Source organism: Pseudomonas sp. LjRoot71 (assembly GCF_964253255.1).
Lineage (GTDB): Bacteria > Pseudomonadota > Gammaproteobacteria > Pseudomonadales > Pseudomonadaceae > Aquipseudomonas.
In genome coordinates, this window is record NZ_CAXURA020000001.1 from 2,738,724 (window position 1) to 2,760,439 (window position 21,716).

A 21,716-nucleotide genomic window follows, 5' to 3' on the forward strand; every position below is an offset into this window, starting at 1 on the left:
GCCATTTGCGCTTCTGTCAAGACTGTTATTTAATGTGAAAAAACATAAATAGTCCGTAAGTCGCGGATGCCAATAGGAAATCGGTCGTGCTAGGGCTCTTCAATAAGAAAGCGAATACGCTACTCGGGATCGATATCAGTTCGACCTCCGTCAAGCTCCTCGAATTGAGCCGCTCCGGAAGCCGCTACAAGGTAGAGGCTTACGCAGTCGAGCCGCTCCCCCCTAATGCTGTGGTCGAAAAGAACATCGCTGAACTGGAAGGGGTGGGGCAGGCCCTTTCGCGCGTTCTGGCAAAAGCTAAAAGCGGTGTGAAAACCGCCGCAGTGGCGGTTGCCGGTTCAGCTGTGATTACCAAGACCATCGAGATGGAAGCAGGTCTTTCAGACGACGAGTTGGAAAACCAGCTGAAGATCGAAGCCGATCAGTACATCCCTTATCCGCTGGAAGAAGTCGCAATCGACTTTGAGGTGCAAGGTGCATCGCCGCGCAATGCTGATCGCGTTGAAGTGCTGCTTGCAGCCTGCCGCAAGGAAAACGTCGAAGTGCGCGAAGCGGCTTTGGCGCTTGCCGGTTTGACTGCCAAGGTTGTTGACGTTGAGGCCTATGCCCTTGAGCGTGCGTACGGTTTGTTGATCGAGCAGCTTGGCGGTGGTCGCGATGAGCTGACCGTCGCCGTTGTCGATATCGGTGCCACCATGACCACGCTGAGCGTGCTGCACAATGGCCGCACCATCTATACCCGCGAGCAGCTGTTTGGTGGCAAGCAACTTACCGAAGAGATTCAGCGCCGCTATGGTCTTTCTGTAGAAGAAGCCGGCCTGGCCAAGAAACAGGGCGGTCTGCCTGACGACTACGAAAGTGAAGTGCTGCAGCCATTTAAAGAGGCGGTCGTGCAGCAGGTTGCCCGTTCGCTGCAATTCTTCTTTGCCGCTGGCCAGTTCAATGATGTGGATTACATCCTGCTGGCGGGTGGTACCGCGTCAATTCCAGATCTTGATCGCCTGATTCAGCAGAAGATCGGTACCCAGACATTGGTGGCCAACCCCTTCGCTGAAATGGCGCTGAGCGGCAAAGTTAACGCAGGAGCGCTCGCCAGCGATGCGCCAGCCTTGATGATTGCCTGCGGTCTGGCGATGAGGAGTTTTGACTAATGGCGCGGATTAACCTACTCCCTTGGCGCGAACAGTTACGCGAAGAGCGCAAACAACGGTTTCTGGTAACGCTTGCTGGGGTCTTTATTGTTGCTGCGGGTGCTGTTTTCTTGGGGGATCAATACCTCGGTGGTGCGATTGAGCAGCAAGATGCGCGAAATGAATTTGTGCGCAAAGAGATTGCCGTTTTAGATGCACGTATCAAAGAAATCAGTGAGCTTAAAACACGTCGTCAGCAGTTGCTTGAACGTATGAAGATTATTCAGGACCTTCAAGGTAATAGGCCAATTATCGGGCGTGTTTTCGATCAGTTAGTTAGGACGCTTCCTGATGGGGTGTATTTTACTGGCGTGAAAATGACCGGTAAAAGTATTGCAATTGTCGGTGCTGCGGAATCTAACAATCGAGTTTCTAACTTGATGCGAAACCTAGATGCCTCTGACTGGCTAACGGCACCTAACCTTACAGAGGTTAAATCTGTTACAGCAGGTGCGCTTGATCAGGCTAACGTATTCCAACTTACAGTTCAGCAAACGCAGCCTGATTTGGTTGTTGAAGGGGGCAAGCAATGAGCCTTAATGACTCCCTAGAAAGTCTGCGTAAGGTTGATCTGAATGATCTTGACTTTAATAACGTCGGTTCCTGGCCGGCTGTTGTAAAGTTTATAGCTGGTGTAATTCTCTTTGTTGCAGTCCTGGCTCTTGGTTATAACTTTCATCTGAAAGACTTGCAAAGTCAGCTGGAGAGTAAGCAGGCTGAAGAGGTCGCTCTAAAGGAGCAATTTTCGAGTAAGGCTTTTCAGGCCGCCAATTTAGATGCCTACAAAGAGCAGATGCAAGAAATGGAAGTCTCTTTTGGCGCTCTTCTAAAGCAGCTGCCCAGTGACACAGAAGTTCCTGGCCTGCTGGAGGATATTACTCGCACAGGCTTAGGTAGTGGTTTGGAGTTTGAGGAAATCAAGCTTTTGCCGGAAGTTGCCCAGCAATTTTATATAGAGCTGCCTATTCAGATTACTGTTGTCGGTTCATACCATGATTTAGCGACTTTTGTTAGTGGTGTTTCAAGTCTGCCGAGAATTGTAACCCTGCATGATTTTAATTTAGTTTCAGCAGGTGTCGACAGTTCGTCGGAACTTAGGATGAATATATTGGCTAAAACTTATCGTTATAACGATAAAGGGGTTCAGCCATGAAGGTTTCTTTTGCAGGCTTTTTTTTACCTTTGGCTCTCCTCGCGGGGTGTGGAAGTGGTGGGGATTTTTCTGATCTCCAGGGATATATGGATGAGGTGCGCGCTCGTCCTAAGGGTGAGATCGAACCGCTGCCGAAATTTCTGCCTTATGAAAGTTTTGCATATAGCGCAGCGTCGCTACGAAGCCCTTTCCAGCCGCCTGTAAAGCTAGAAGTATCCACAAAGCAGAAGGGAAGCAAAGACATAAAGCCTGATGAGGCTCGCGCGAAACAATTTCTCGAGGGCTTCAATATAGAAACTTTCGTTATGGTTGGTACTCTTGCTAACGAGTCCGGAGCCTTTGCGCTAATTAACGGTGCAGGTGGTGTTCATCGTGTGAAAGTCGGTGATTATTTGGGGCGCAATCATGGGCGCATACTTGCTATCGAAGAGTCCAAGATTGATGTTGTAGAGATTGTTCCAGATGGTGAGGGTGGCTGGTTAGAGCGTCCGCGAACTTTGTCTCTTAAAGAGCGCTCTTGAAATTAGGGCGGAATAAATATGAAAAAGAACAACCAATCTGCTCGGCGGAATATGACAATGAAAAATTCCATTTCATCGATAGGGCTCTCGCTGCTTGCCGTGCTTCTGTCGCCTTCACTTCTGGCTGCTAATTTACAGGCGCTTGATGTCGCTGCTTTGCCTGGTGATCGAGTTGAGTTGAAGCTTTCGTTTGATGAGCCTGTACTGGCTCCTCGCGGTTACACGATTGAGCAGCCAGCACGCATTGCTCTCGACTTACCTGGGGTCTCAAACAAACTTGGCGCTAAAAATCGTGAGTTGGGCGTTGGTAATGCGCGTAGTGTAACTGTTGTTGAGGCTAAGGATCGAACTCGTTTAATTATTAATTTGACGAATCTCGTCCCGTATCAGACTCGAGCTGATGGTAATAACCTATATGTAACTGTTGGTGAGGGTGGGGCAGTACTAGCGCCGGTAGTGAGTAGTCAGCCAGTAGTCGCAGCTATTACACCGTCAGTCAAACAATATATGCCTAAGTCTAGGGAGATTGGTGGTATTGATTTCCAGCGTGGGGAGCTTGGTGAAGGCAACATAGTCATTAATTTGTCTGATGCTTCCGTTACTCCTGACATACAGGATCAGGGTGGCAAAATTCGGCTGGACTTCTCCAAGACTATTCTTCCTGACGCTCTTCGGGTGAAGTTGGATGTCAAGGATTTTGCAACTCCGGTTCAATTTGTCACTGCGTCAGGTACGGGTGACAAGGCGAGTGTTCTCATTGAGCCTGCCGGTGTTTATGACTATTTGGCGTATCAAACAGATAATAAATTGACGATTAGTGTAAAGCCACTTACGCAGGTTGAGGCTGAGAAGCGCAAGGCAGACAGTTTTGCATACTCCGGGGAGAAACTTTCCCTGAATTTTCAAGATATTGATGTTCGTTCTGTTCTTCAGTTGATTGCTGATTTTACAGATTTGAACCTTGTCGCTAGTGATACTGTGGCCGGAAACATAACTCTTCGCCTTCAAAATGTACCGTGGGACCAGGCTTTGGATCTGGTTCTCAAAACTAAAGGTCTGGACAAGCGCAAGATTGGTAATGTCTTACTTGTTGCTCCGGCGGATGAAATTGCTGCGCGTGAGCGTCAAGAGCTTGAATCTCAGAAGCAGATTGCTGAGTTGGCTCCTTTGCGTCGTGAATTGATTCAGGTTAACTATGCCAAAGCATCTGATATGGCGCAGCTCTTCCAGTCAGTAACTAGTGCGGACGGTTCTGCCGATTCGCGTGGCTCAGTGACTGTGGATGACAGAACTAACAGCATAATTGCTTATCAGACCCAGGAGCGTCTTGATGAGCTACGACGTATTGTGGCGCAGTTAGACGTTGCTGTTCGCCAAGTTATGATTGAGGCGCGGATCGTTGAAGCGAACGTTGACTATGATAAAGCTCTCGGCGTCAATTGGCGTGGTGCGCGAGTAGGGGATAACAATTTTGTTGTGGGGGGCTCTGGTGGTAACCGGACTGGGGCGCCAGGATATGGCCAGAATCCGGGGGTTCAAAATCCAACGACTTCATTAGGTAATTTTGTTGATATGGGAGTTGTTGGGAGAACATCAGGTATCGGTATCGGTTTCATTACTGATAACGCCATACTTGACTTAGAGCTTTCAGCTATGGAGAAAACAGGTAATGGAGAGGTTGTATCGCAGCCCAAAGTCGTCACGTCTGACAAAGAAACAGCTAAGATTTTGAAGGGCTCAGAGATACCGTATCAAGAAGCTAGCTCTAGTGGTGCAAGTACAACGTCTTTCAAAGAGGCTGCATTGTCTTTGGAGGTAACACCACAGATTACGCCTGATAATCGTATCATCATGGAAGTTAAAGTTACTAAGGATGCCCCGGATTTTGGGCGCGCCGTTAATGGGGTTCCGCCTATTAATAAGAATGAGGTGAATGCTAAGGTTCTTGTTAATGATGGTGAGACAATAGTAATCGGCGGTGTTTTCTCTAATACACAGACAAAAACTGTAGACAAGGTTCCGTTTTTGGGTGACCTGCCTTACTTGGGGCGCATGTTTAAGCGTGATGTTGTTCAGGATAATAAGTCAGAGCTTCTGATCTTCCTCACGCCACGCATCATGAACAACCAGGCCGTCGCGGTGAGTCGTTGATTCAGTGCGAAATTTGATCCTTGTAGGCCCGATGGGGGCAGGTAAGAGCACCATCGGGCGTTTGTTAGCCAAAGAGCTGCGGTTGCCGTTCAAGGACTCTGATAAAGAGATTGAGCAGCGCACGGGGGCGGATATTCCTTGGATCTTCGATGTTGAAGGTGAACAAGGGTTTCGTGAACGTGAGCAGGCAGTGATCACCGAGCTCTGTGATGTTGACGGCATGGTATTAGCGACGGGCGGTGGTGCGGTTATGCGTGCTGAAAACCGTGCTGCGTTGAAGCGTGGTGGTCACGTGGTCTACTTGCATGCTTCTGTTGAGCAGCAGGTGGATCGCACTTCGCGAGATCGCAATCGACCGTTGTTGCGTGCGGCAGATCCGGGCAGGGTTCTGGCTGAATTGTTTGCAGTCCGTGATCCGCTGTACCGCGAGATCGCTGAGATTGTTGTAGAAACCGACGAGCGTCCTCCTCGTTTGGTTGTGCAAGAGATTCTTGAGCGCCTTGAGGTGCTTTCTTCCCGTTAAAGCGCAGGCTGAACTGCGCTATCCTAGGCCCCTTTTTAACCTGGGGGCGTTATGCAGACTCTTCATGTCGATCTTGGTGAGCGCAGCTATCCGATCTATATCGGTGCTGAGCTGTTAGCGCGTACTGATTTGCTGGCTGCTCATATAGTGGGTCGACAAGTCGCAATCGTGACCAATGAGACAGTTGCTCCTCTTTATTTGGCTGATCTTGAGCGCGTGCTTGCGGGGTATGCCGTTACATCGATCGTGCTGCCCGACGGTGAAAGCTACAAAACCTGGGAAACTCTGCAGCTGATTTTTGATGGGCTGCTCGTTGCACGGCATGACCGGCGCACAACGGTGATTGCTTTGGGCGGCGGAGTGATCGGTGATATGGCAGGCTTTGCGGCGTCCTGTTACCAGCGCGGTGTGAACTTTATCCAAGTGCCGACCACATTGCTGTCGCAGGTCGATTCATCTGTTGGTGGCAAGACGGGTATCAATCATCCGCTGGGTAAGAACATGGTTGGGGCCTTCTACCAGCCGCAAGCTGTGTTGATTGATACGGCCACGCTGGTTACGTTGCCGGCTCGTGAGTTGTCTGCTGGTCTGGCGGAAGTAATCAAGTACGGCCTGATTTGTGACGAGCCTTTCCTGCTATGGCTTGAGGAGCATATGCCAGCGTTGCGTGCCCTGGATCAGCAAGCGCTGACCGCTGCAATTGAGCGCTCCTGTGCGGCCAAGGCTCGCGTAGTGGCTGCTGATGAGCGTGAGTCCGGGGTGCGCGCCACTCTGAACCTTGGGCATACCTTCGGCCATGCCATAGAAACGCATCAGGGGTACGGTGTCTGGTTGCATGGAGAGGCGGTCGCCGTCGGTACGGTCATGGCGTTGGATATGTCCGAGCGCCTGGGCTGGATTACGGCTGCTGAGCGTGAGCGGGCGGTGCGCTTATTTGTCGCGGCGGGTTTGCCTGTTGTGCCGCCGCAAGATATGACAGCCGAGGACTTTATGGAGCATATGGCGGTCGACAAGAAAGTCCTCGATGGCAAGTTGCGTCTGGTGTTGTTGCGCGGCTTGGGCGAGGCGGTGGTAACCGGTGATTTTCCCCGGGAAATTTTGAATGCCACGCTGAGCGCAGATTATGCGACGCAGCTGGCTCAGCTTAAAAACTAACGAGTGGCCCATGACAAGTTTGCATGCTGACGAGGCGTTTCTCGATCACTACCAGTTCACTCATGACCCCTTCGCATCGCGAGTGCCAGGGTTCAAGTTCTTTCCGGCGCAGCGCAAGCCGGTGTTGGGGCAGCTGCATCATCTGGCGCGTTATAGTCAGCTGTTGTTGGTGGTCAGTGGTCCGGATGGCAGCGGTAAGACGTTGCTGCGTCAGGCGCTGGTTGCGAGCACTAATAAGCAGGCTGTGCAGAGTGTTGTGGTTTCTGCGAAGGGCGCTTCTGATCCGGCGAGCATTCTGCGTCAGGTTGCTCAGGGCTTGCAGGTGCAGCGCCCAGAGTTGCCGGCGATTCTGGCTCAGGTCGGGCAGTTGGCGCTGACTGGACAGGAAGTCTATGTGCTGGTTGATGATGCCGAGGATCTCAGTGACGCCGCGCTGACCAGTCTCTTGAGCCTGGCAGGCGGCAATGCCGAGGGGCGGCCACATGTTTTCCTGTTTGCCGAGTCGCAGCTGTTGTCGCGTCTTGAGCATGTTGCGGCGGGTGATGAATGCTTTCACGTCATTGAGTTGCAGCCTTACAGCGAAGATGAGACCCGCGAGTACATGGCGCAGCGCCTGGAAGGGGCTGGGCAGGGTATTGAGGTCTTCAGTGATGACCAAGTCGCCGATATTCATGAGCAGTCCGCTGGTTGGCCGGGTGCAATCAATCAGGTTGCTCGCGAAGCGCTGGTCGATGCGATGCTGGCGCGACGCGGTGCTGCGAGCCGTGGAGGGTTTGCCTTCAGTCTGCCGCGCAAGCATCTGTTAGCGCTGTGCGTCGTCGCCATCGGTGTTCTTGCTGCCTGGTTTATGCAGGGGCGTGTGGTTGAGGATGTTGAGGCGCCAGTGATTGCACAATTGCCGCTGGGTGAAGCGCCACCGGCTGTGGCGGCGGATGCGGCAGCACCTGCTGCACCTGCGGTTGCACCTTCTATTCAGTTTGAGGGGGCCAACCAGCCGTTACCGCTTCCTTTGGTGGGTGAGGCACAGCCGGTCATTCGTGAGCCGCTGGCTCAAGCTGCTGGATTGAGTGGTGCGGAGGAGTCTGATGTGGCAGGTGCGGCACCGGCTCCTGAGTTGGTCGCGGAGGCAGCTCCGGTGCGACCTGCAGCGGTCCCGAGTGTGCCGACTACGCCGGTTGCGCCTCCTGTCGCTGAGCCTGTAAAGGTTGCGCCGCCGGTTGCTCCAGTGGTTAGACCTGCTGTGCCTGTGCCTGTGCCTGTGCCTGTGGCTGCCACTGCGCCAGCTGTAAAACCGCAGGTGCCGACCCCTACGGTCAAGCCGGCGACTTCAGCTGTTGGGGGCGACTGGTATGCGGCTCAGGCTGGCTCGCGTTTTACCCTGCAGATACTCGGCGCTCGTCTGGAAAGTGGTGCGCAGGCTTTTGTAAAAGCCCATGGCGCGGATTACCACTATTTCAAGAAGCAGCATCAGGGTAAGCCGTTGTACGTGGTGACGTATGGCAGCTTTGCAACCCGTGAAGCGGCTCAGGCGGCCTTGCGCACTCTTCCTGCCAAGGTTCAGGCTGGTAAGCCATGGCCGCGCAACTTTGCTGGCATTCAGCAAGAGATTGCCCAGGCGCGCTAGCTGATACACTTCATCGCTTGCGCTGACCGGTCGGTCGTTACCACGACCTTCCGGTCTTATCCTTCGTTTTCGCGACATATGTTTTCAAGGCTTCGTCACTAAGATTTGTGACGGCCTAGGTGGGTATGTACAATGACCACCCTTTCGCCTGCGCAAAGCTGGGGCTTAGTCCTGCGCGTATGGTAAGTGGTTGAATTAGAAAGTAATTGCCTTGTGATAGGCCGTCTGGTGAGAGTCCCTATGAAAGCAGGTTTGTACCGTCCTGATGAGTTCAAGGATAACTGCGGCTTCGGCCTTATCGCCCATATGCAGGGTGAGGCTAGCCATCACCTGCTGCAGACTGCGATTGAAGCCCTGACATGTATGACCCACCGTGGCGGGATCAACGCCGACGGTAAGACCGGCGACGGTTGCGGTCTGCTGATTCAGAAGCCTGATGCTTTCCTGCGTGCCATGGCCCAGCAGCACTTTTCCGTCGAACTGCCCAAGCAGTACGCCGTCGGCATGGTGTTCCTCAACCAGGACCCGGTGAAAGCCGAAGCGGCCCGCGAAAACATGAATCGCGAAATTCTCGCGGCCGGCCTGAGCCTGGTCGGCTGGCGCAAAGTGCCAATCGACACCAGCGTACTCGGCCGTCTGGCGCTTGAACGTCTGCCGCAGATCGAGCAGGTGTTTATCGGCGGCGAAGGTCTGTCCGATCAGGAATTCGCGATCAAGCTGTTCAGCGCACGTCGTCGTTCCTCGGTGGCTAACGCCGCTGACAGCGATCACTACATCTGCAGCTTTTCGCACAAGACCATCATCTACAAAGGCCTGATGATGCCGGCCGACCTGCAGCAGTTCTACCCGGATCTGGGTGACGAGCGTCTGCAGACCGCCATTTGCGTATTCCACCAGCGTTTCTCCACCAACACCCTGCCGAAATGGCCGCTGGCTCAGCCGTTCCGCTTCCTGGCGCACAACGGTGAAATCAACACCATCACCGGTAACCGCAACTGGGCCCAGGCGCGTCGCCTGAAGTTCGCCAACGACCAGATTTTCGATCTGGAAGAGCTTGGCCCGCTGGTTAACCGTGTGGGCTCCGACTCCTCGAGTATGGACAACATGCTCGAACTGATGGTCACCGGCGGTATCGACCTGTTCCGTGGCGTGCGCATGATCATTCCGCCAGCCTGGCAGAACGTCGAAACCATGGACGCCGACCTGCGTGCGTTCTACGAATACAACTCCATGCACATGGAGCCTTGGGATGGTCCGGCCGGCGTGGTGCTCACCGATGGCCGCCATGCCGTGTGCCTGCTCGACCGTAACGGTCTGCGTCCGGCGCGCTGGGTCACCACCAAGAATGGTTACATCACCCTGGCTTCGGAAATCGGCGTGTGGAATTACGCACCCGAAGACGTCGTGGCCAAGGGCCGCGTAGGCCCAGGGCAGATTCTCGCCGTGGACACCGAAACCGGGCAGATCCTCGGCAGCAACGACATCGACAACCGTCTGAAGTCGCGTCACCCCTACAAGCAGTGGATGCGCAAGAGTGCCCAGCGCATTCAGGCGACCCTGGAAGACCGCGACCACGGTTCGGCGTTCTACGACGTCGACCAGCTCAAGCAGTACATGAAGATGTACCAGGTCACCTTCGAGGAGCGTGATCAGGTGCTGCGTCCGCTAGGCGAACAAGGTCAGGAAGCGGTCGGCTCCATGGGTGATGACACGCCGATGGCCGTGCTCAGCCAGCGTGTACGCTCGCCGTATGACTACTTCCGTCAGCAGTTCGCCCAGGTCACCAACCCGCCGATCGACCCGCTGCGTGAAGCTATCGTCATGTCGCTGGAGATCTGCCTCGGTGCCGAGCGCAACATTTTCGAAGAGTCGCCCGAGCACGCTGCACGGGTGATTCTCAGCAGCCCTGTGATCTCGCCGGCCAAGTGGCGTGCGCTGATGAACCTGGATCGTCCGGGCTTCGAGCGTCACCTGATCGACATGAACTATGACGAGTCGATTGGTCTGGAAGCTGCTGTGCGCAATATGGCCGATCAGGCCGAAGAAGCGGTGCGCGCCGGCAAGGTGCTGCTGGTTCTGTCTGACCGTCACATTGCTCCAGGCAAGCTGCCGGCTCACGCTTCGCTGGTCACCGGTGCGATTCACCACCGCCTGACCGAAAAAGGCCTGCGTTGCGACTGCAACATCCTGGTTGAAACTGCCACCGCTCGCGATCCGCATCACTATGCCGTGCTGCTGGGCTTCGGTGCCTCGGCGGTGTACCCGTTCCTTGCTTACGAAGTGCTGGGCGACCTGATTCGTACCGGCGAAGTGCTGGGCGATCTGTATGAAGTGTTCAAGCACTACCGCAAGGGCATCTCCAAGGGCCTGCTGAAGATCCTGTCGAAGATGGGCATCTCCACCGTGGCGTCCTACCGCGGTGCGCAGCTGTTCGAAGCTGTTGGCTTGTCCGATGAAGTCACCGAGCTGTGCTTCCGTGGCGTGGCCAGCCGCATCAAGGGTGCGCGTTTCGTCGATATCGAAGCCGAGCAGAAACTGCTGGCGGGCGAAGCCTGGAACAACCGTAAAGCGATTCAGCAGGGCGGTTTGCTCAAGTTCGTCTACGGCGGCGAATACCACGCCTACAACCCGGATGTGGTCAACACCCTGCAGACCGCTGTACAGCAGGGCAGCTACGAGAAGTTCAAGGAATACACCACGCTGGTTGATACCCGCCCGGTGTCGATGCTGCGCGACCTGCTCAAGCTGAAACTGGCTGATCAGCCGCTGGCGTTGGATCAGGTTGAGCCGATGAGCGAGATTCTCAAGCGCTTCGACTCCGCTGGTATTTCCCTCGGCGCGCTGTCGCCTGAGGCGCATGAAGCGATTGCCGAAGCGATGAACCGCCTGGGTGCGCGCTCCAACTCTGGTGAGGGCGGCGAAGACCCGGCCCGCTACGGCACCGTGCGTAGCTCGAAAATCAAACAGGTGGCTACCGGCCGCTTTGGCGTCACCCCGGAATACCTGGTCAACGCTGAAGTGCTGCAGATCAAGGTCGCCCAGGGCGCCAAGCCTGGTGAGGGCGGCCAGCTGCCGGGCGGCAAGGTCAACGGCCTGATTGCCCGTCTGCGTTACGCCGTGCCCGGCGTGACCCTGATTTCGCCGCCACCGCACCACGACATCTATTCCATCGAAGACCTGGCGCAGCTGATCTATGACCTCAAGCAGGTCAACCCGGCTGCACTGGTGTCGGTCAAGTTGGTGGCAGAGGCCGGTGTCGGCACCATCGCCGCCGGTGTGGCCAAGGCCTACGCCGACCTGATCACCATCTCCGGTTACGACGGTGGTACCGGCGCATCGCCGCTGACCTCGATCAAGTACGCCGGTGCGCCGTGGGAACTCGGCCTGGCCGAAACCCATCAGACCCTTCGCGGTAATGACCTGCGCGGCAAGGTGCGGGTACAGACCGACGGCGGTCTGAAGACCGGCCTCGACGTGATCAAGGCGGCTATCCTCGGCGCCGAAAGCTTCGGCTTTGGTACTGCGCCGATGATCGCCCTGGGCTGTAAATACCTGCGCATCTGTCACCTGAACAACTGCGCCACCGGCGTGGCCACGCAGAACGACAAACTGCGCAAGGATCACTTCATCGGCACCGTCGAAATGGTGATGAACTTCTTCACCTATGTCGCCGAAGAAACCCGCGAGTGGCTGGCCAAGCTGGGCGTGCGCAGCCTGGAAGAGCTGATCGGGCGCACTGACCTGCTCGAAGTGCTGCCGGGTGAGACCGCCAAGCAGGGCTATCTGGACCTGACGCCGCTGCTGGGCAGCGATCACATTCCGGCGGACAAGCCGCAGTTCTGCCTGGTCGAGAAGAACCCGCCGTTCGACGAAGGCCTGCTGGCCGAGAAGATGGTCGAGTTGGCCAAGCCGGCGATTGAGGCGGCCAGCGGTGGCGAATTCGATCTGGACGTCTGCAACTGTGACCGCTCCATCGGTGCCCGTGTTTCCGGCGAAATCGCCCGCAAACATGGTAACCAGGGCATGGCCAATGCGCCGATCACCTTCCGCTTCAAGGGCACTGCGGGTCAGAGCTTCGGCGTGTGGAACGCCGGTGGTCTGAACCTGTACCTGGAAGGCGACGCCAACGACTACGTCGGCAAGGGCATGACCGGCGGCAAGCTGGTGATCACCCCGCCGAAAGGCAGCCCGTTCAAGACCCAGGACAGCGCCATCATCGGCAACACCTGCCTGTACGGTGCAACCGGTGGCAAGCTGTTCGCCGCGGGTACTGCGGGCGAGCGTTTCGCCGTGCGTAACTCCGGTGCGCACACGGTGGTGGAAGGCACGGGCGACCATTGCTGCGAATACATGACCGGCGGCTTTGTCTGCGTGCTGGGCAAAACCGGCTACAACTTCGGCTCGGGCATGACCGGCGGTTTCGCCTACGTGCTGGATCTGGATAACAGCTTCTACGACCGCGTTAACCACGAGCTGGTGGAAATTCAGCGGATCAACAATGAGTCGATGGAGGCTTACCGTAGCCACCTGGAGCGCGTACTCGCTGAGTACGTCCAGGAAACATCGAGTGAGTGGGGCGCGACCCTGCTGGAAAACCTGGACGACTACCTGCGCAAGTTCTGGCTGGTCAAACCGAAGGCGGCAAGCCTGAAGTCGTTGCTCTCCAGCACCCGTGCCAACCCGCAATAAGAATGCGCCTGAAGTGGTTTGATGAGGTATTGCAATGACTGAACGTCTGAATAACGACTTCCAGTTCATCGAAGTCGGGCGCAAAGACCCGAAGAAGAAACTGTTGCGTCAGCGTAAGAAAGAGTTCGTCGAGATTTACGACAACTTCAAGCCTGCGCAAGCGGCAGACCAGGCACACCGTTGCCTGGGCTGCGGCAACCCGTATTGCGAATGGAAGTGCCCGGTGCACAACTTCATTCCCAACTGGCTCAAGCTGGTGTCCGAGGGCAACATCCTTGCCGCCGCTGAACTGTCGCACCAGACCAACACCCTGCCGGAAGTTTGCGGCCGCGTGTGCCCGCAGGACCGTCTGTGCGAGGGTGCCTGCACCCTGAACGACGGCTTCGGCGCGGTAACCATCGGTTCGGTGGAGAAGTACATCACCGACACGGCGTTTGCCATGGGCTGGCGCCCTGACATGTCCAAGGTCAAGCCGACTGGCAAGCGCGTCGCCGTGATCGGCGCGGGTCCTGCTGGCCTCGGTTGTGCTGACGTGCTGGTGCGCAACGGCGTGACCCCGGTGGTATTCGACAAGAACCCGGAAATCGGCGGTCTGCTGACCTTCGGTATCCCCGAGTTCAAGTTGGAGAAGAGCGTGCTGAGCAATCGCCGCGAAGTCTTCACCGGCATGGGCGTTGAGTTCCGCCTGAACACCGAAATCGGCAAAGACATCACCATGCAGCAGTTGCTGGATGAGTACGATGCCGTGTTCATGGGCATGGGCACCTACACCTACATGAAGGGCGGCTTCCCCGGTGAAGACCTGCCGGGCGTTACCGATGCCCTGGATTTCCTGATCGCCAACGTTAACCGCAACCTCGGTTTCGAGAAGTCGCCCGAAGACTTTATCGACATGAAAGGTAAGCGCGTGGTGGTTCTGGGCGGTGGTGACACCGCGATGGACTGTAACCGCACTTCGATCCGTCAGGGCGCCAAGGCCGTGACCTGCGCCTACCGCCGTGACGAAGAGAACATGCCGGGCTCGCGCAAGGAAGTGAAAAACGCCAAGGAAGAAGGGGTGAAATTCCTCTTCAACCGTCAGCCCATCGCCATCGTCGGTGAAGACAAGGTTGAAGGCGTGAAGGTTGTCGAGACCCGTCTCGGCGAGCCGGATGCCCGTGGCCGTCGCAGCCCCGAGCCGATTCCGGGTTCCGAGGAAATCATCCCGGCGGAAGCCGTGCTGATCGCCTTCGGTTTCCGCCCAAGCCCGGCTGCCTGGTTCAGCGATTTCAAGATCGACACCGACAGCCAAGGCCGCGTGGTAGCGCCGGAGCAGAGCCAGTTCAAGCACCAGACCAGCAACCCGAAGATCTTCGCCGGTGGCGATATGGTGCGCGGTTCTGACCTGGTGGTGACGGCGATCTTCGAGGGGCGTAACGCCGCCGAAGGTATCCTCGACTACCTAGGCGTCTAAGCTACTGTGCTGTACCTGTGGGGGGGGCTTTAGCCGCGGGCTTTAAATCGACGGCATCGCGGCTGAAGCCCCTCCCACAGACGTGTTTTCCCGCGACAAATTGACCCTATAGACAAAAGGCACGGCACTCGCCGTGCCTTTTGTTTTTGGGTCTGCGAAAATGCCCGCACTTTTTCTGCGCCACGGTGCGCGGTGCGCCTGCGATCCGGGAGCCCGCCCGGAGGAGGGGGACGCCGCATGGCGGGGTCCGCATACTTTCCGCCGTGAAGTTTCCCTGCTGATTTCCAGGAACCCTGCCATGTCCACCCTGAAGAACGACCGCTTCCTCCGTGCTCTGCTCAAGCAACCTGTCGACGTCACTCCCGTGTGGATGATGCGTCAGGCCGGTCGTTACCTGCCGGAGTACCGCGCCACCCGCGCCAAGGCCGGTGATTTCGTCAGCCTGATGAAGAACCCTGAGCTGGCCTGTGAGGTCACCATTCAGCCGCTGGATCGTTACCCGCAGCTGGACGCGGCGATTCTGTTCTCCGACATCCTGACCATTCCCGATGCCATGGGTCAGGGCCTGTATTTTGAAACCGGCGAAGGCCCACGCTTCAAGAAGGTCATCAGTTCGATGGCCGATATCGAGGCGCTGCCGATCCCCGATCCCGAGCAGGATCTGGGGTACGTGATGGACGCCGTACGCACCATTCGCCGTGAGTTGAACGGCCGCGTGCCGTTGATCGGCTTTACCGGCAGCCCCTGGACGCTGGCCACCTATATGGTCGAAGGCGGCTCGTCGAAGGACTTCCGCAAGTCCAAGGCCATGCTTTACGACAACCCGCAGGCCATGCATGCGCTGCTCGACAAGCTGGCGCAGTCAGTGACTGCCTACCTCAACGGGCAGATCAAGGCCGGCGCGCAGGCCGTGCAGATTTTCGACTCCTGGGGCGGCAGCCTGTCGGCGGCGGCGTATCAGGAGTTCTCCCTGGCTTATATGCAGAAGATCATCGACGGCCTGATTCGCGAGCACGATGGGCGTCGTGTGCCGGTGATCCTGTTCACCAAGGGTGGCGGTCTGTGGCTGGAATCCATGGCGGACAGCGGTGCGGAAGCCCTGGGCCTGGACTGGACCTGCGATATCGGCAGCGCTCGCGCCCGCGTCGGCAGCAAGGTGGCGCTACAGGGCAACATGGATCCGAGCGTGCTGTACGCCAACCCGGCGGCGATTCGCGCCGAAGTCGGGCGTATTCTCGCCGCCTATGGTCATGGCAGCGGTCAGGTGTTCAACCTCGGCCATGGCATCACCCCCGAAGTTAATCCAGCCCACGCGGGTGCGTTCTTCGAAGCGGTGCATGAGTTGTCCGCGCAGTACCACACCTGAGAAACACAGGCCCGTAGGAGCGGGCCATGCCCGCGAATCGCACGCATGGCGTGCTCCTACAGGTGTGCAGATAAAACAAAGGCCGCTAATGCGGCCTTAGTTTTTCTGGGTATTGCTCAGGGCTTACGCAAATCGCGCACGGCCTTTACCAGTGCCAGCTGTTCGGCTTCGCTGAGCGTGTCGGCGTAACCGGGCATGGCGCCTGGGCCCTCCTGAATGGCGTTGAGGATGTCAGCGTCGCTGTTGTTGTCCTGCCACTTGGCTTTGCTCAGGTTCTGCGCAAAGAACAGCCAGCCGCGCATGGTGTTGGCGCGGCCGTCTTCAGCGTGGCATTTGACACAGTGCTGGCGGTACAGCTGTTGGCCGTCCACGTCAGCCTGTGCGGGCAGGCTGCCGAACAGCGTCAATGCCGCGAGCACGCCGAGCAGCGTGGGCTTATTTAACATTGGCCAGGTTCCCTTTAAGGGCCACGCCTGCCATCACCGCACCGGCGTGGCATTCGTATTTCTGGCTGTCCTTGTACTCGACGTTCTTGTAGTTGCTGGCCAGGTCGACCACGGCATTGGCGCCGGCGGCCTTGGCGGCGTTCTGGAAGCGGATCAGCGCCGATTGCAGGGCCCAGCTGCAGGCGGCTTCATCGCTTTTGTTGAACGCGTTGGTCTTCTGGCTGGTGGTCACGCCGGATTTGATCACGCTGACCGAGCCTGCCGGTTTGTTGCCGGCCAGGTAGAACTTCACGCTGCCATCGAGGCGGCCGGCATTCAGGGCTTCCTGTACGGCGGTCTCGAAGGGCAGGAAGTGAGCGGTGTCACGGGCTTGGCTGACGGCGGGGAACAGGCTGATGCAGGCTGCTGCGAGAATCCAGGATTTGGCGTTCATGGGTCGCTCCTTGTTATGAGGCTTTTCTGGGAACTGCTTGTGAGTTGCGCAAAAGGTGTTATCAGCACCACCAGTGTAATCCAGCGGTTTTTTAGCTCCAGCGTTTGAAGATCAGCGATGTGTTCACGCCGCCAAAGGCGAAGTTGTTGTTCATCACATACTGGTGGCTCATCTGGCGGAACTCGCCGCGCAGGTAGTCCAGTTCACCACAGGCTGGGTCGATATTTTCCAGATTCAGTGTGGGCACATAGTTGTCCTGGTTCAGCATTTCGATGCTGAACCAAGATTCCAGCGCGCCACAGGCACCCAGGGTGTGGCCAAAGTAGCTCTTCTGCGAGCTGATCGGCATCTGGTTGCCGAACAGCTCCTGGGTCGCGAGGGTCTCGGCGACGTCGCCCTGGTCGGTGGCGGTGCCGTGGCCGTTGACGTAACCGATGGCCGAGGGTGCTAAGCCTGCATCCTGCAGCGCCAGCTCCATCGCCCCGCGCATGGTGGCCTGCACCGGTTTGGTGGCGTGCTGGCCATCGGCGTTGCAGCCAAAGCCGACGATCTCGGCGTGGATGGTCGCGCCCCGCGCCAGCGCATGTTCCAGTTCTTCTAGTACCAGAATGCCGGCGCCTTCACCGATCACCAGGCCATCACGGCCGCTGTCGTAAGGGCGCGGCGAGGTGTGTGGGGCGTCGTTTTTCAGGCTGGTGGCGTACAGCGCATCGAAGACCATGGCCTCAGTCGGGCACAGCTCCTCGGCGCCACCGGCGAGCATCATCGGCAGGCGGCCGAACTTGATCGCTTCATAGGCGTAGCCGATACCCTGACTGCCACTGGTGCAGGCACTGGAGGTGGGAATCAGGCGACCCTTGAGGCCGAAGAAGATGCTGATATTGGCTGCCGTGGTGTGCGGCATCATGCGGATATAGGAGTTGGCATTCAGGCCATCGGCGACCGAGTTGAGCAGCATATTGCCGAACGCCTTGATCTCATCGGTGCTGCCGGTGGACGAGCCGCAGGCCACGCCCATACGACCGTCCTTGATCGACTCGTCGCCAAGCAGGCCGGCTTGTTCCAGCGCGCGCTCGGCGGCGTAGACGGCCAGTTTCGACACGCGGCCCATGCTGCGTGTCTGTTTGCGGTTCCAGTGCTTGGGGGTGACGAAATCATCCACCGGGCCACCGAGGCGGGTGTTCAGTTCGCTGAACCTGTCCCACTCGTGCATGTAGCGAATGCCGCTTTTGCCGGCTTTGAAGTTCGCTTCAATCGTCGACCAGTCGCTGCCCAGCGAGGTCACGCCGGCCATGCCGGTGACTACAACCCGTTTGCACCCGTTCATCAGCACAACCCACCGTTCACCGCGAGGACCTGGCGGGTAATGTAGGCCGCCTCCTCGGACATCAGAAAATTCACTGCGCCGGCCACTTCTTCCGGGGTACCCATGCGGTTTGCCGGAACCATCTTGAGGATTTCCTCGACCGGCACCAGCTCGTCGAGAATCTCGGTGTCGATCAGTCCCGGGGCCACGCAGTTGACCGTGATCTTGCGCTTGCCCAGCTCAATCGCCAAGGCTTTGGCCGCGCCGATGATGCCGGCCTTGGAGGCGCTGTAGTTGACCTGGCCACGGTTGCCGATCAGCCCGGAGACTGAGGTGATGCAGACGATGCGCCCCGGTTTGCGGCGGCGAATCATCGGCATGGTCAGCGGGTGCAGCACGTTATAGAAACCGTCGAGGTTGGTGCGCATAACAATGTCCCAGTCCTCTTCACTCAGTGCCGGGAAGGCGCCGTCGCGGGTCAGGCCGGCGTTGCACACCACGCCATAATACGCGCCGTGCTGCTCGACATCGGCTTCCAGGGCCGCGCGGCAGGCGGCGCGGTCGGATACATCGAATTGCAGGATGCGCGCCTGCTGGCCCAGCGCCTCGATCTGCGTCTGCACCGCTTCGGCTTCCTCGCGGCGGGCGCGGCAATGCAGCACGATGTCATAGCCGCCCTTGGCCAGGCGCAAGGCAATCGCCCGGCCGATGCCACGGCTGGAGCCGGTGACCAAAATGGTTTCGCGCGTGGCCGTTGTTTGGTTCATGACTGGGACCTTTGAAATTCTTCCTGAAGATAACTGGCCACTTGCGGTGGGCGGAATACGTTGAGGCGTGCGCTGGCCTCGATGTCGGGGCCGCGCAGGTGGCACTCGAACACGCCCATGCCGTTGTCATCCTGCAACGAGCGGCTGGCGTGGATATGCAACACGGTGCCGGCAGGGAAGCACTCGACACTGCATTGGTAATTGCGCGTGCCGAGCAGAAAGCCCAGCTCCACCGGCTGATCCAGCAGGCGCGCCTGGCAGCCGGCATAGACGGCCACGCTCTGCGCCATCAGCTCGATGCCGACCCAGGCGGGCAGGCTGCCGTCTGCCTGGCTGAACAGATTGCCGTCGCGCACGGTGAGCTGGGTTTCGATGTCTTCGTCACCAAAGCGCAGCACCTGATCAATCAGGATCATGTCGCCGGCATGGGGAATCAGTTCAGCGATTGGCCAGTGGCTCATCGGGGCTCTCCTGGCGTTGCGCCGTGCTCTTTACCCGGCTCTTCACTGAGAATCAGGCTGATATTGTTGCCGCCAAAGGCGAACGAGTTGCTCATCAGTCGGCGTGGCCGGTTGCCACTTAGCGGTGCGCCGGGTTGCACCAGATTCAGCGTCGGCAGTGCCGGGTCGGCCTGGCCGTCCCAGATATGCGGCGGCAGCAATTGATCCGGGTTGTATTCACTTAGGGTCAACCAGCAGAAAGCCGCCTCCAGCGCCCCGGCCGCACCGAGGGTATGGCCGACCAGCGCCTTGCTCGATGAACAGGCCACGCCATGGGGGAAGATGGCCTGCACGGCCTGGCTTTCCATGGCGTCGTTGTGGAGGGTGGCAGTGCCATGCAGATTCAGGTAATCGACCTGCTCGGCCTGGATGCCTGCCGCAGCCAGGGCTTTGCGCATGGCGGCCTGAGCCCCCAGGCCATCGGGTTGTGGTGCGGAAATATGGTGGGCATCGGAGGTCGCGCCGCCGCCGAGCAGGGCGATGGGCACGGCAGAGCCTGCGGGTTCTTTGCTCAGGCGCTCTTTGGTCATAAGAAACAGCGCCGCGCCCTCGCCGATATTGATGCCGTTACGGTTGGCGGAAAACGGGTTGCAGCGTTCGGCCGAGACCGCTTCCAGGGCCGAGAAACCATTCAGGGTCAGGCGGCACAGGCTGTCCACGCCGCCGCAGATCACTGCATCGCATACGCCCAGGTCAAGCAGGCGCTGGGCGCTAAGCAGCGCACGGGCGCCCGAGGTGCAGGCGGTGGAAATGCTAAAGCACGGCCCGCTGAGGCCCAGCCAGTCACTGAGGAAGTTTGCCGGCTCGGCCAGTTCCTGCTGGGCGTAATCATAGGATGCCGGCAGCGTCCCCTGTTTGAGGTACTGACCGATGCCCTGGCTGGCTTCTTCGATGCCTGAGGTGCTGGTGCCGAGGACCACGCCAATGCGCCCGGCGCCGAAGCGGTTGATGGCCGCGCGCAGATCGCTCTCGATTTCCAAGGCGGCCGCCAGCAGCAGCTGATTGTTGCGACTCGGCGGGTGGCCCGGCAGGGCCGGCAGCGCTGGCAGCTCGCCCGGTACGGCGCCGACGGTCAGCGCGCGCTCGGTCACCCAGCCGCTTTGCAGGCGCATGCCGCGGGTATCACCGGCAAACAGCGCGGCCGCGACCGCCTGTTTGCCTTGGCCTAGGGCACAGTTGAGGCCCAGGGCAGAGAGGTATGCGGCCATCAGGGTGCCTTATCGTCAGGGAGGGCGCTGACCTGATAGGTCAGGTCAGGCGAGCGCTCCAGGGTGAAATCCAGCGGCGCACGGTAACTGATTCGCCAGTGCGGGTTAAGCCGGCGTGTACCATCGGTGCCCAGTTGCCAGTTGGCGGCGGGGTAGTGACTGGGCAGTTGTGCGCTGGGCGTAAGGGCGAATAGCAGGGCAGCGAACAATTCACGGGCTTCGCTGTTGGGCGGTAGCAGGCCGTCGTTGCGCCATTGGCTGTTTTGCAGCAGTTGCCGCGCCAGTGGCACGCCGAGTGGGTCGAACAGTGAGGCGCGCAGTGCGCCTTGTTCATCCTGCAATACCAGCCACCAGACCTGCTGGTTCTCGCCCTGCTGGCGCTGTACCTGCAAGGCCAGCGGCAGGGGGGCGGCCAACTGCGGCGGTTGCTGGGGCAGCGGCGTATGCGCGGCACAGGCCGCGAGCAGCAGAAGCAGGGCAAATAGCAGGGCGCGTTGCATCAGAGGGTGGCTTCCAGTGGCTTGCGTGCCACCACGTTGACCAGGGTTTCGTTGCGTTGGCCAACCGGTTTGGCTTTCATCAGGCCCCAACGTTCCAGCAAGCCAAAGTCCTTGGAGCGGCTCCACCACAAATAAGGGTAGGAGATATTCTCGGCGGCAAATTCGAAGCCCTGATCGCGCAGCATAGCCAGATAGCCTTCGGCGCTTTTCTGCACATGCATGGGGTGGCGGAACAGCCAGCGGATCACCCAGGTGTCGATGTAGTACTGGGTCGATTCGGCAAACAGCAGGTAACCGCCTGGCTTGAGCACGCGCCAGAACTCGGCCAGGGCCTGCTCCTGCTCGACCAGATGATGGAAGGTCTGGTGGCAGAACAGCAGGTCAACGCTGGCATCCGGCAGATCGATGGCCGCGCAGTCGCTGGTGAGCAGTTGTACCTCCAGACCCAGGCGCTCAGCCTCGGCACGTGAGCAGTCGAGGCTGTGCGGGTCGGCATCCAGACCGATCATTCGCGCCGGTCTGAACGCTTCATTGAGCAGGCCGAAGGACTTGCCCTGGCCGCAACCGGCATCCAGCAGCACCGGTGCTTCTGGCAGCGGCCCGGCGAACAGCCCGCGCAGGTCATTGATCGCCACGCGTAGCACATGGTGCTGCCAGACGTGGCTCTGCAAGAACCAGAAACCAAAGCGGGTTTCCTCGACGTAGGTGGCGGCCGGGTTATTCATATATGT

At 58.3% G+C, this 21,716-nt stretch carries 19 protein-coding genes; 11 read left to right on the forward strand and 8 right to left on the reverse strand.

The genetic code is table 11. From position 1 onward, the window contains the following. The first annotated feature begins 86 nt into the window (after positions 1–86). The 11 genes from ACSQ17_RS12955 (at position 87) to hemE (ending at position 15,825) form a co-directional block, all read left to right on the forward strand. Positions 87–1,151, forward strand: a complete 1,065-nt coding sequence (locus ACSQ17_RS12955) for a pilus assembly protein PilM (protein WP_233683451.1) — start codon at positions 87–89, stop codon at positions 1,149–1,151. Beyond that, positions 1,151–1,723, forward strand: coding sequence for a type 4a pilus biogenesis protein PilN (gene pilN / locus ACSQ17_RS12960; protein ID WP_436069106.1), 573 nt, complete (start codon positions 1,151–1,153; stop codon positions 1,721–1,723). Before ACSQ17_RS12955 ends, pilN begins: the two co-directional genes overlap by 1 nt. Then, positions 1,720–2,343, forward strand: a complete 624-nt coding sequence (pilO, locus tag ACSQ17_RS12965) for a type 4a pilus biogenesis protein PilO (RefSeq protein ID WP_436069108.1) — start codon at positions 1,720–1,722, stop codon at positions 2,341–2,343. The genes pilN and pilO overlap by 4 nt, the downstream gene beginning before the upstream one ends. Then, positions 2,340–2,864 (forward strand): type 4a pilus biogenesis lipoprotein PilP, encoded by a 525-nt coding sequence (gene pilP, locus ACSQ17_RS12970; protein ID WP_436069110.1) that lies wholly within the window; start codon positions 2,340–2,342, stop codon positions 2,862–2,864. Before pilO ends, pilP begins: the two co-directional genes overlap by 4 nt. A 57-nt stretch (positions 2,865–2,921) precedes the next feature. Further along, complete coding sequence (gene pilQ / locus ACSQ17_RS12975; RefSeq protein ID WP_436070474.1) at positions 2,922–5,015, forward strand: type IV pilus secretin PilQ; 2,094 nt, start codon at positions 2,922–2,924, stop codon at positions 5,013–5,015. A gap of 4 nt (positions 5,016–5,019) precedes the next feature. Further along, positions 5,020–5,538 carry a shikimate kinase AroK gene (gene aroK / locus ACSQ17_RS12980; protein ID WP_436069112.1) on the forward strand — a complete coding sequence of 173 codons (519 nt, stop codon included), beginning with the start codon at positions 5,020–5,022 and terminating at the stop codon, positions 5,536–5,538. 51 nt (positions 5,539–5,589) lie between these two features. Continuing rightward, the gene (gene aroB, locus ACSQ17_RS12985; protein WP_436069114.1) at positions 5,590–6,693 is read left to right on the forward strand and encodes a 3-dehydroquinate synthase; all 1,104 of its coding nucleotides are present in this window, start codon (positions 5,590–5,592) and stop codon (positions 6,691–6,693) included. 10 nt (positions 6,694–6,703) lie between these two features. After that, on the forward strand, positions 6,704–8,317 hold the full coding sequence (locus ACSQ17_RS12990; protein WP_436069116.1) for an AAA family ATPase: 1,614 nt from the start codon (positions 6,704–6,706) through the stop codon (positions 8,315–8,317). Positions 8,318–8,557: 240 nt separating this feature from the next. Further along, complete coding sequence (gene gltB, locus ACSQ17_RS12995; RefSeq protein ID WP_436069118.1) at positions 8,558–13,006, forward strand: glutamate synthase large subunit; 4,449 nt, start codon at positions 8,558–8,560, stop codon at positions 13,004–13,006. 34 nt (positions 13,007–13,040) lie between these two features. Then, positions 13,041–14,459: an FAD-dependent oxidoreductase gene (locus tag ACSQ17_RS13000; RefSeq protein WP_436069120.1), complete on the forward strand. Its 1,419-nt coding sequence runs from the start codon at positions 13,041–13,043 to the stop codon at positions 14,457–14,459. A 298-nt stretch (positions 14,460–14,757) separates the two neighbouring features. Then, on the forward strand, positions 14,758–15,825 hold the full coding sequence (gene hemE / locus ACSQ17_RS13005) for a uroporphyrinogen decarboxylase (RefSeq protein ID WP_436069122.1): 1,068 nt from the start codon (positions 14,758–14,760) through the stop codon (positions 15,823–15,825). A 116-nt stretch (positions 15,826–15,941) separates the two neighbouring features. On the opposite strand, the gene ACSQ17_RS13010 is transcribed toward hemE, so the two are convergent. The 8 genes from ACSQ17_RS13010 to ACSQ17_RS13045 all read right to left on the reverse strand — a co-directional run bounded on the left by ACSQ17_RS13010 (position 15,942) and on the right by ACSQ17_RS13045 (position 21,710). After that, positions 15,942–16,271 (reverse strand): c-type cytochrome, encoded by a 330-nt coding sequence (locus ACSQ17_RS13010; protein ID WP_436069124.1) that lies wholly within the window; start codon positions 16,269–16,271, stop codon positions 15,942–15,944. After that, positions 16,261–16,704: an excinuclease gene (locus tag ACSQ17_RS13015; protein WP_233683462.1), complete on the reverse strand. Its 444-nt coding sequence runs from the start codon at positions 16,702–16,704 to the stop codon at positions 16,261–16,263. Before ACSQ17_RS13015 ends, ACSQ17_RS13010 begins: the two co-directional genes overlap by 11 nt. A 91-nt stretch (positions 16,705–16,795) precedes the next feature. Continuing rightward, positions 16,796–18,031 carry a beta-ketoacyl-ACP synthase gene (locus ACSQ17_RS13020; RefSeq protein WP_436069127.1) on the reverse strand — a complete coding sequence of 412 codons (1,236 nt, stop codon included), beginning with the start codon at positions 18,029–18,031 and terminating at the stop codon, positions 16,796–16,798. After that, positions 18,031–18,777, reverse strand: a complete 747-nt coding sequence (gene fabG, locus ACSQ17_RS13025) for a 3-oxoacyl-ACP reductase FabG (protein ID WP_436069129.1) — start codon at positions 18,775–18,777, stop codon at positions 18,031–18,033. Before fabG ends, ACSQ17_RS13020 begins: the two co-directional genes overlap by 1 nt. Next, entirely contained in the window at positions 18,774–19,238 is a 465-nt protein-coding gene (locus ACSQ17_RS13030; protein ID WP_436069131.1) for an ApeP family dehydratase, read from the reverse strand. Before ACSQ17_RS13030 ends, fabG begins: the two co-directional genes overlap by 4 nt. Beyond that, a complete protein-coding gene (locus tag ACSQ17_RS13035) occupies positions 19,235–20,485 on the reverse strand; it encodes a beta-ketoacyl-[acyl-carrier-protein] synthase family protein (RefSeq protein WP_436069133.1) in 1,251 nt (416 codons plus the stop codon). The genes ACSQ17_RS13030 and ACSQ17_RS13035 overlap by 4 nt, the downstream gene beginning before the upstream one ends. Further along, positions 20,485–20,985: a hypothetical protein gene (locus ACSQ17_RS13040; RefSeq protein ID WP_436069135.1), complete on the reverse strand. Its 501-nt coding sequence runs from the start codon at positions 20,983–20,985 to the stop codon at positions 20,485–20,487. Before ACSQ17_RS13040 ends, ACSQ17_RS13035 begins: the two co-directional genes overlap by 1 nt. Then, a complete protein-coding gene (locus ACSQ17_RS13045; RefSeq protein WP_436069137.1) occupies positions 20,985–21,710 on the reverse strand; it encodes a class I SAM-dependent methyltransferase in 726 nt (241 codons plus the stop codon). The genes ACSQ17_RS13040 and ACSQ17_RS13045 overlap by 1 nt, the downstream gene beginning before the upstream one ends. Positions 21,711–21,716: the final 6 nt, after the last annotated feature.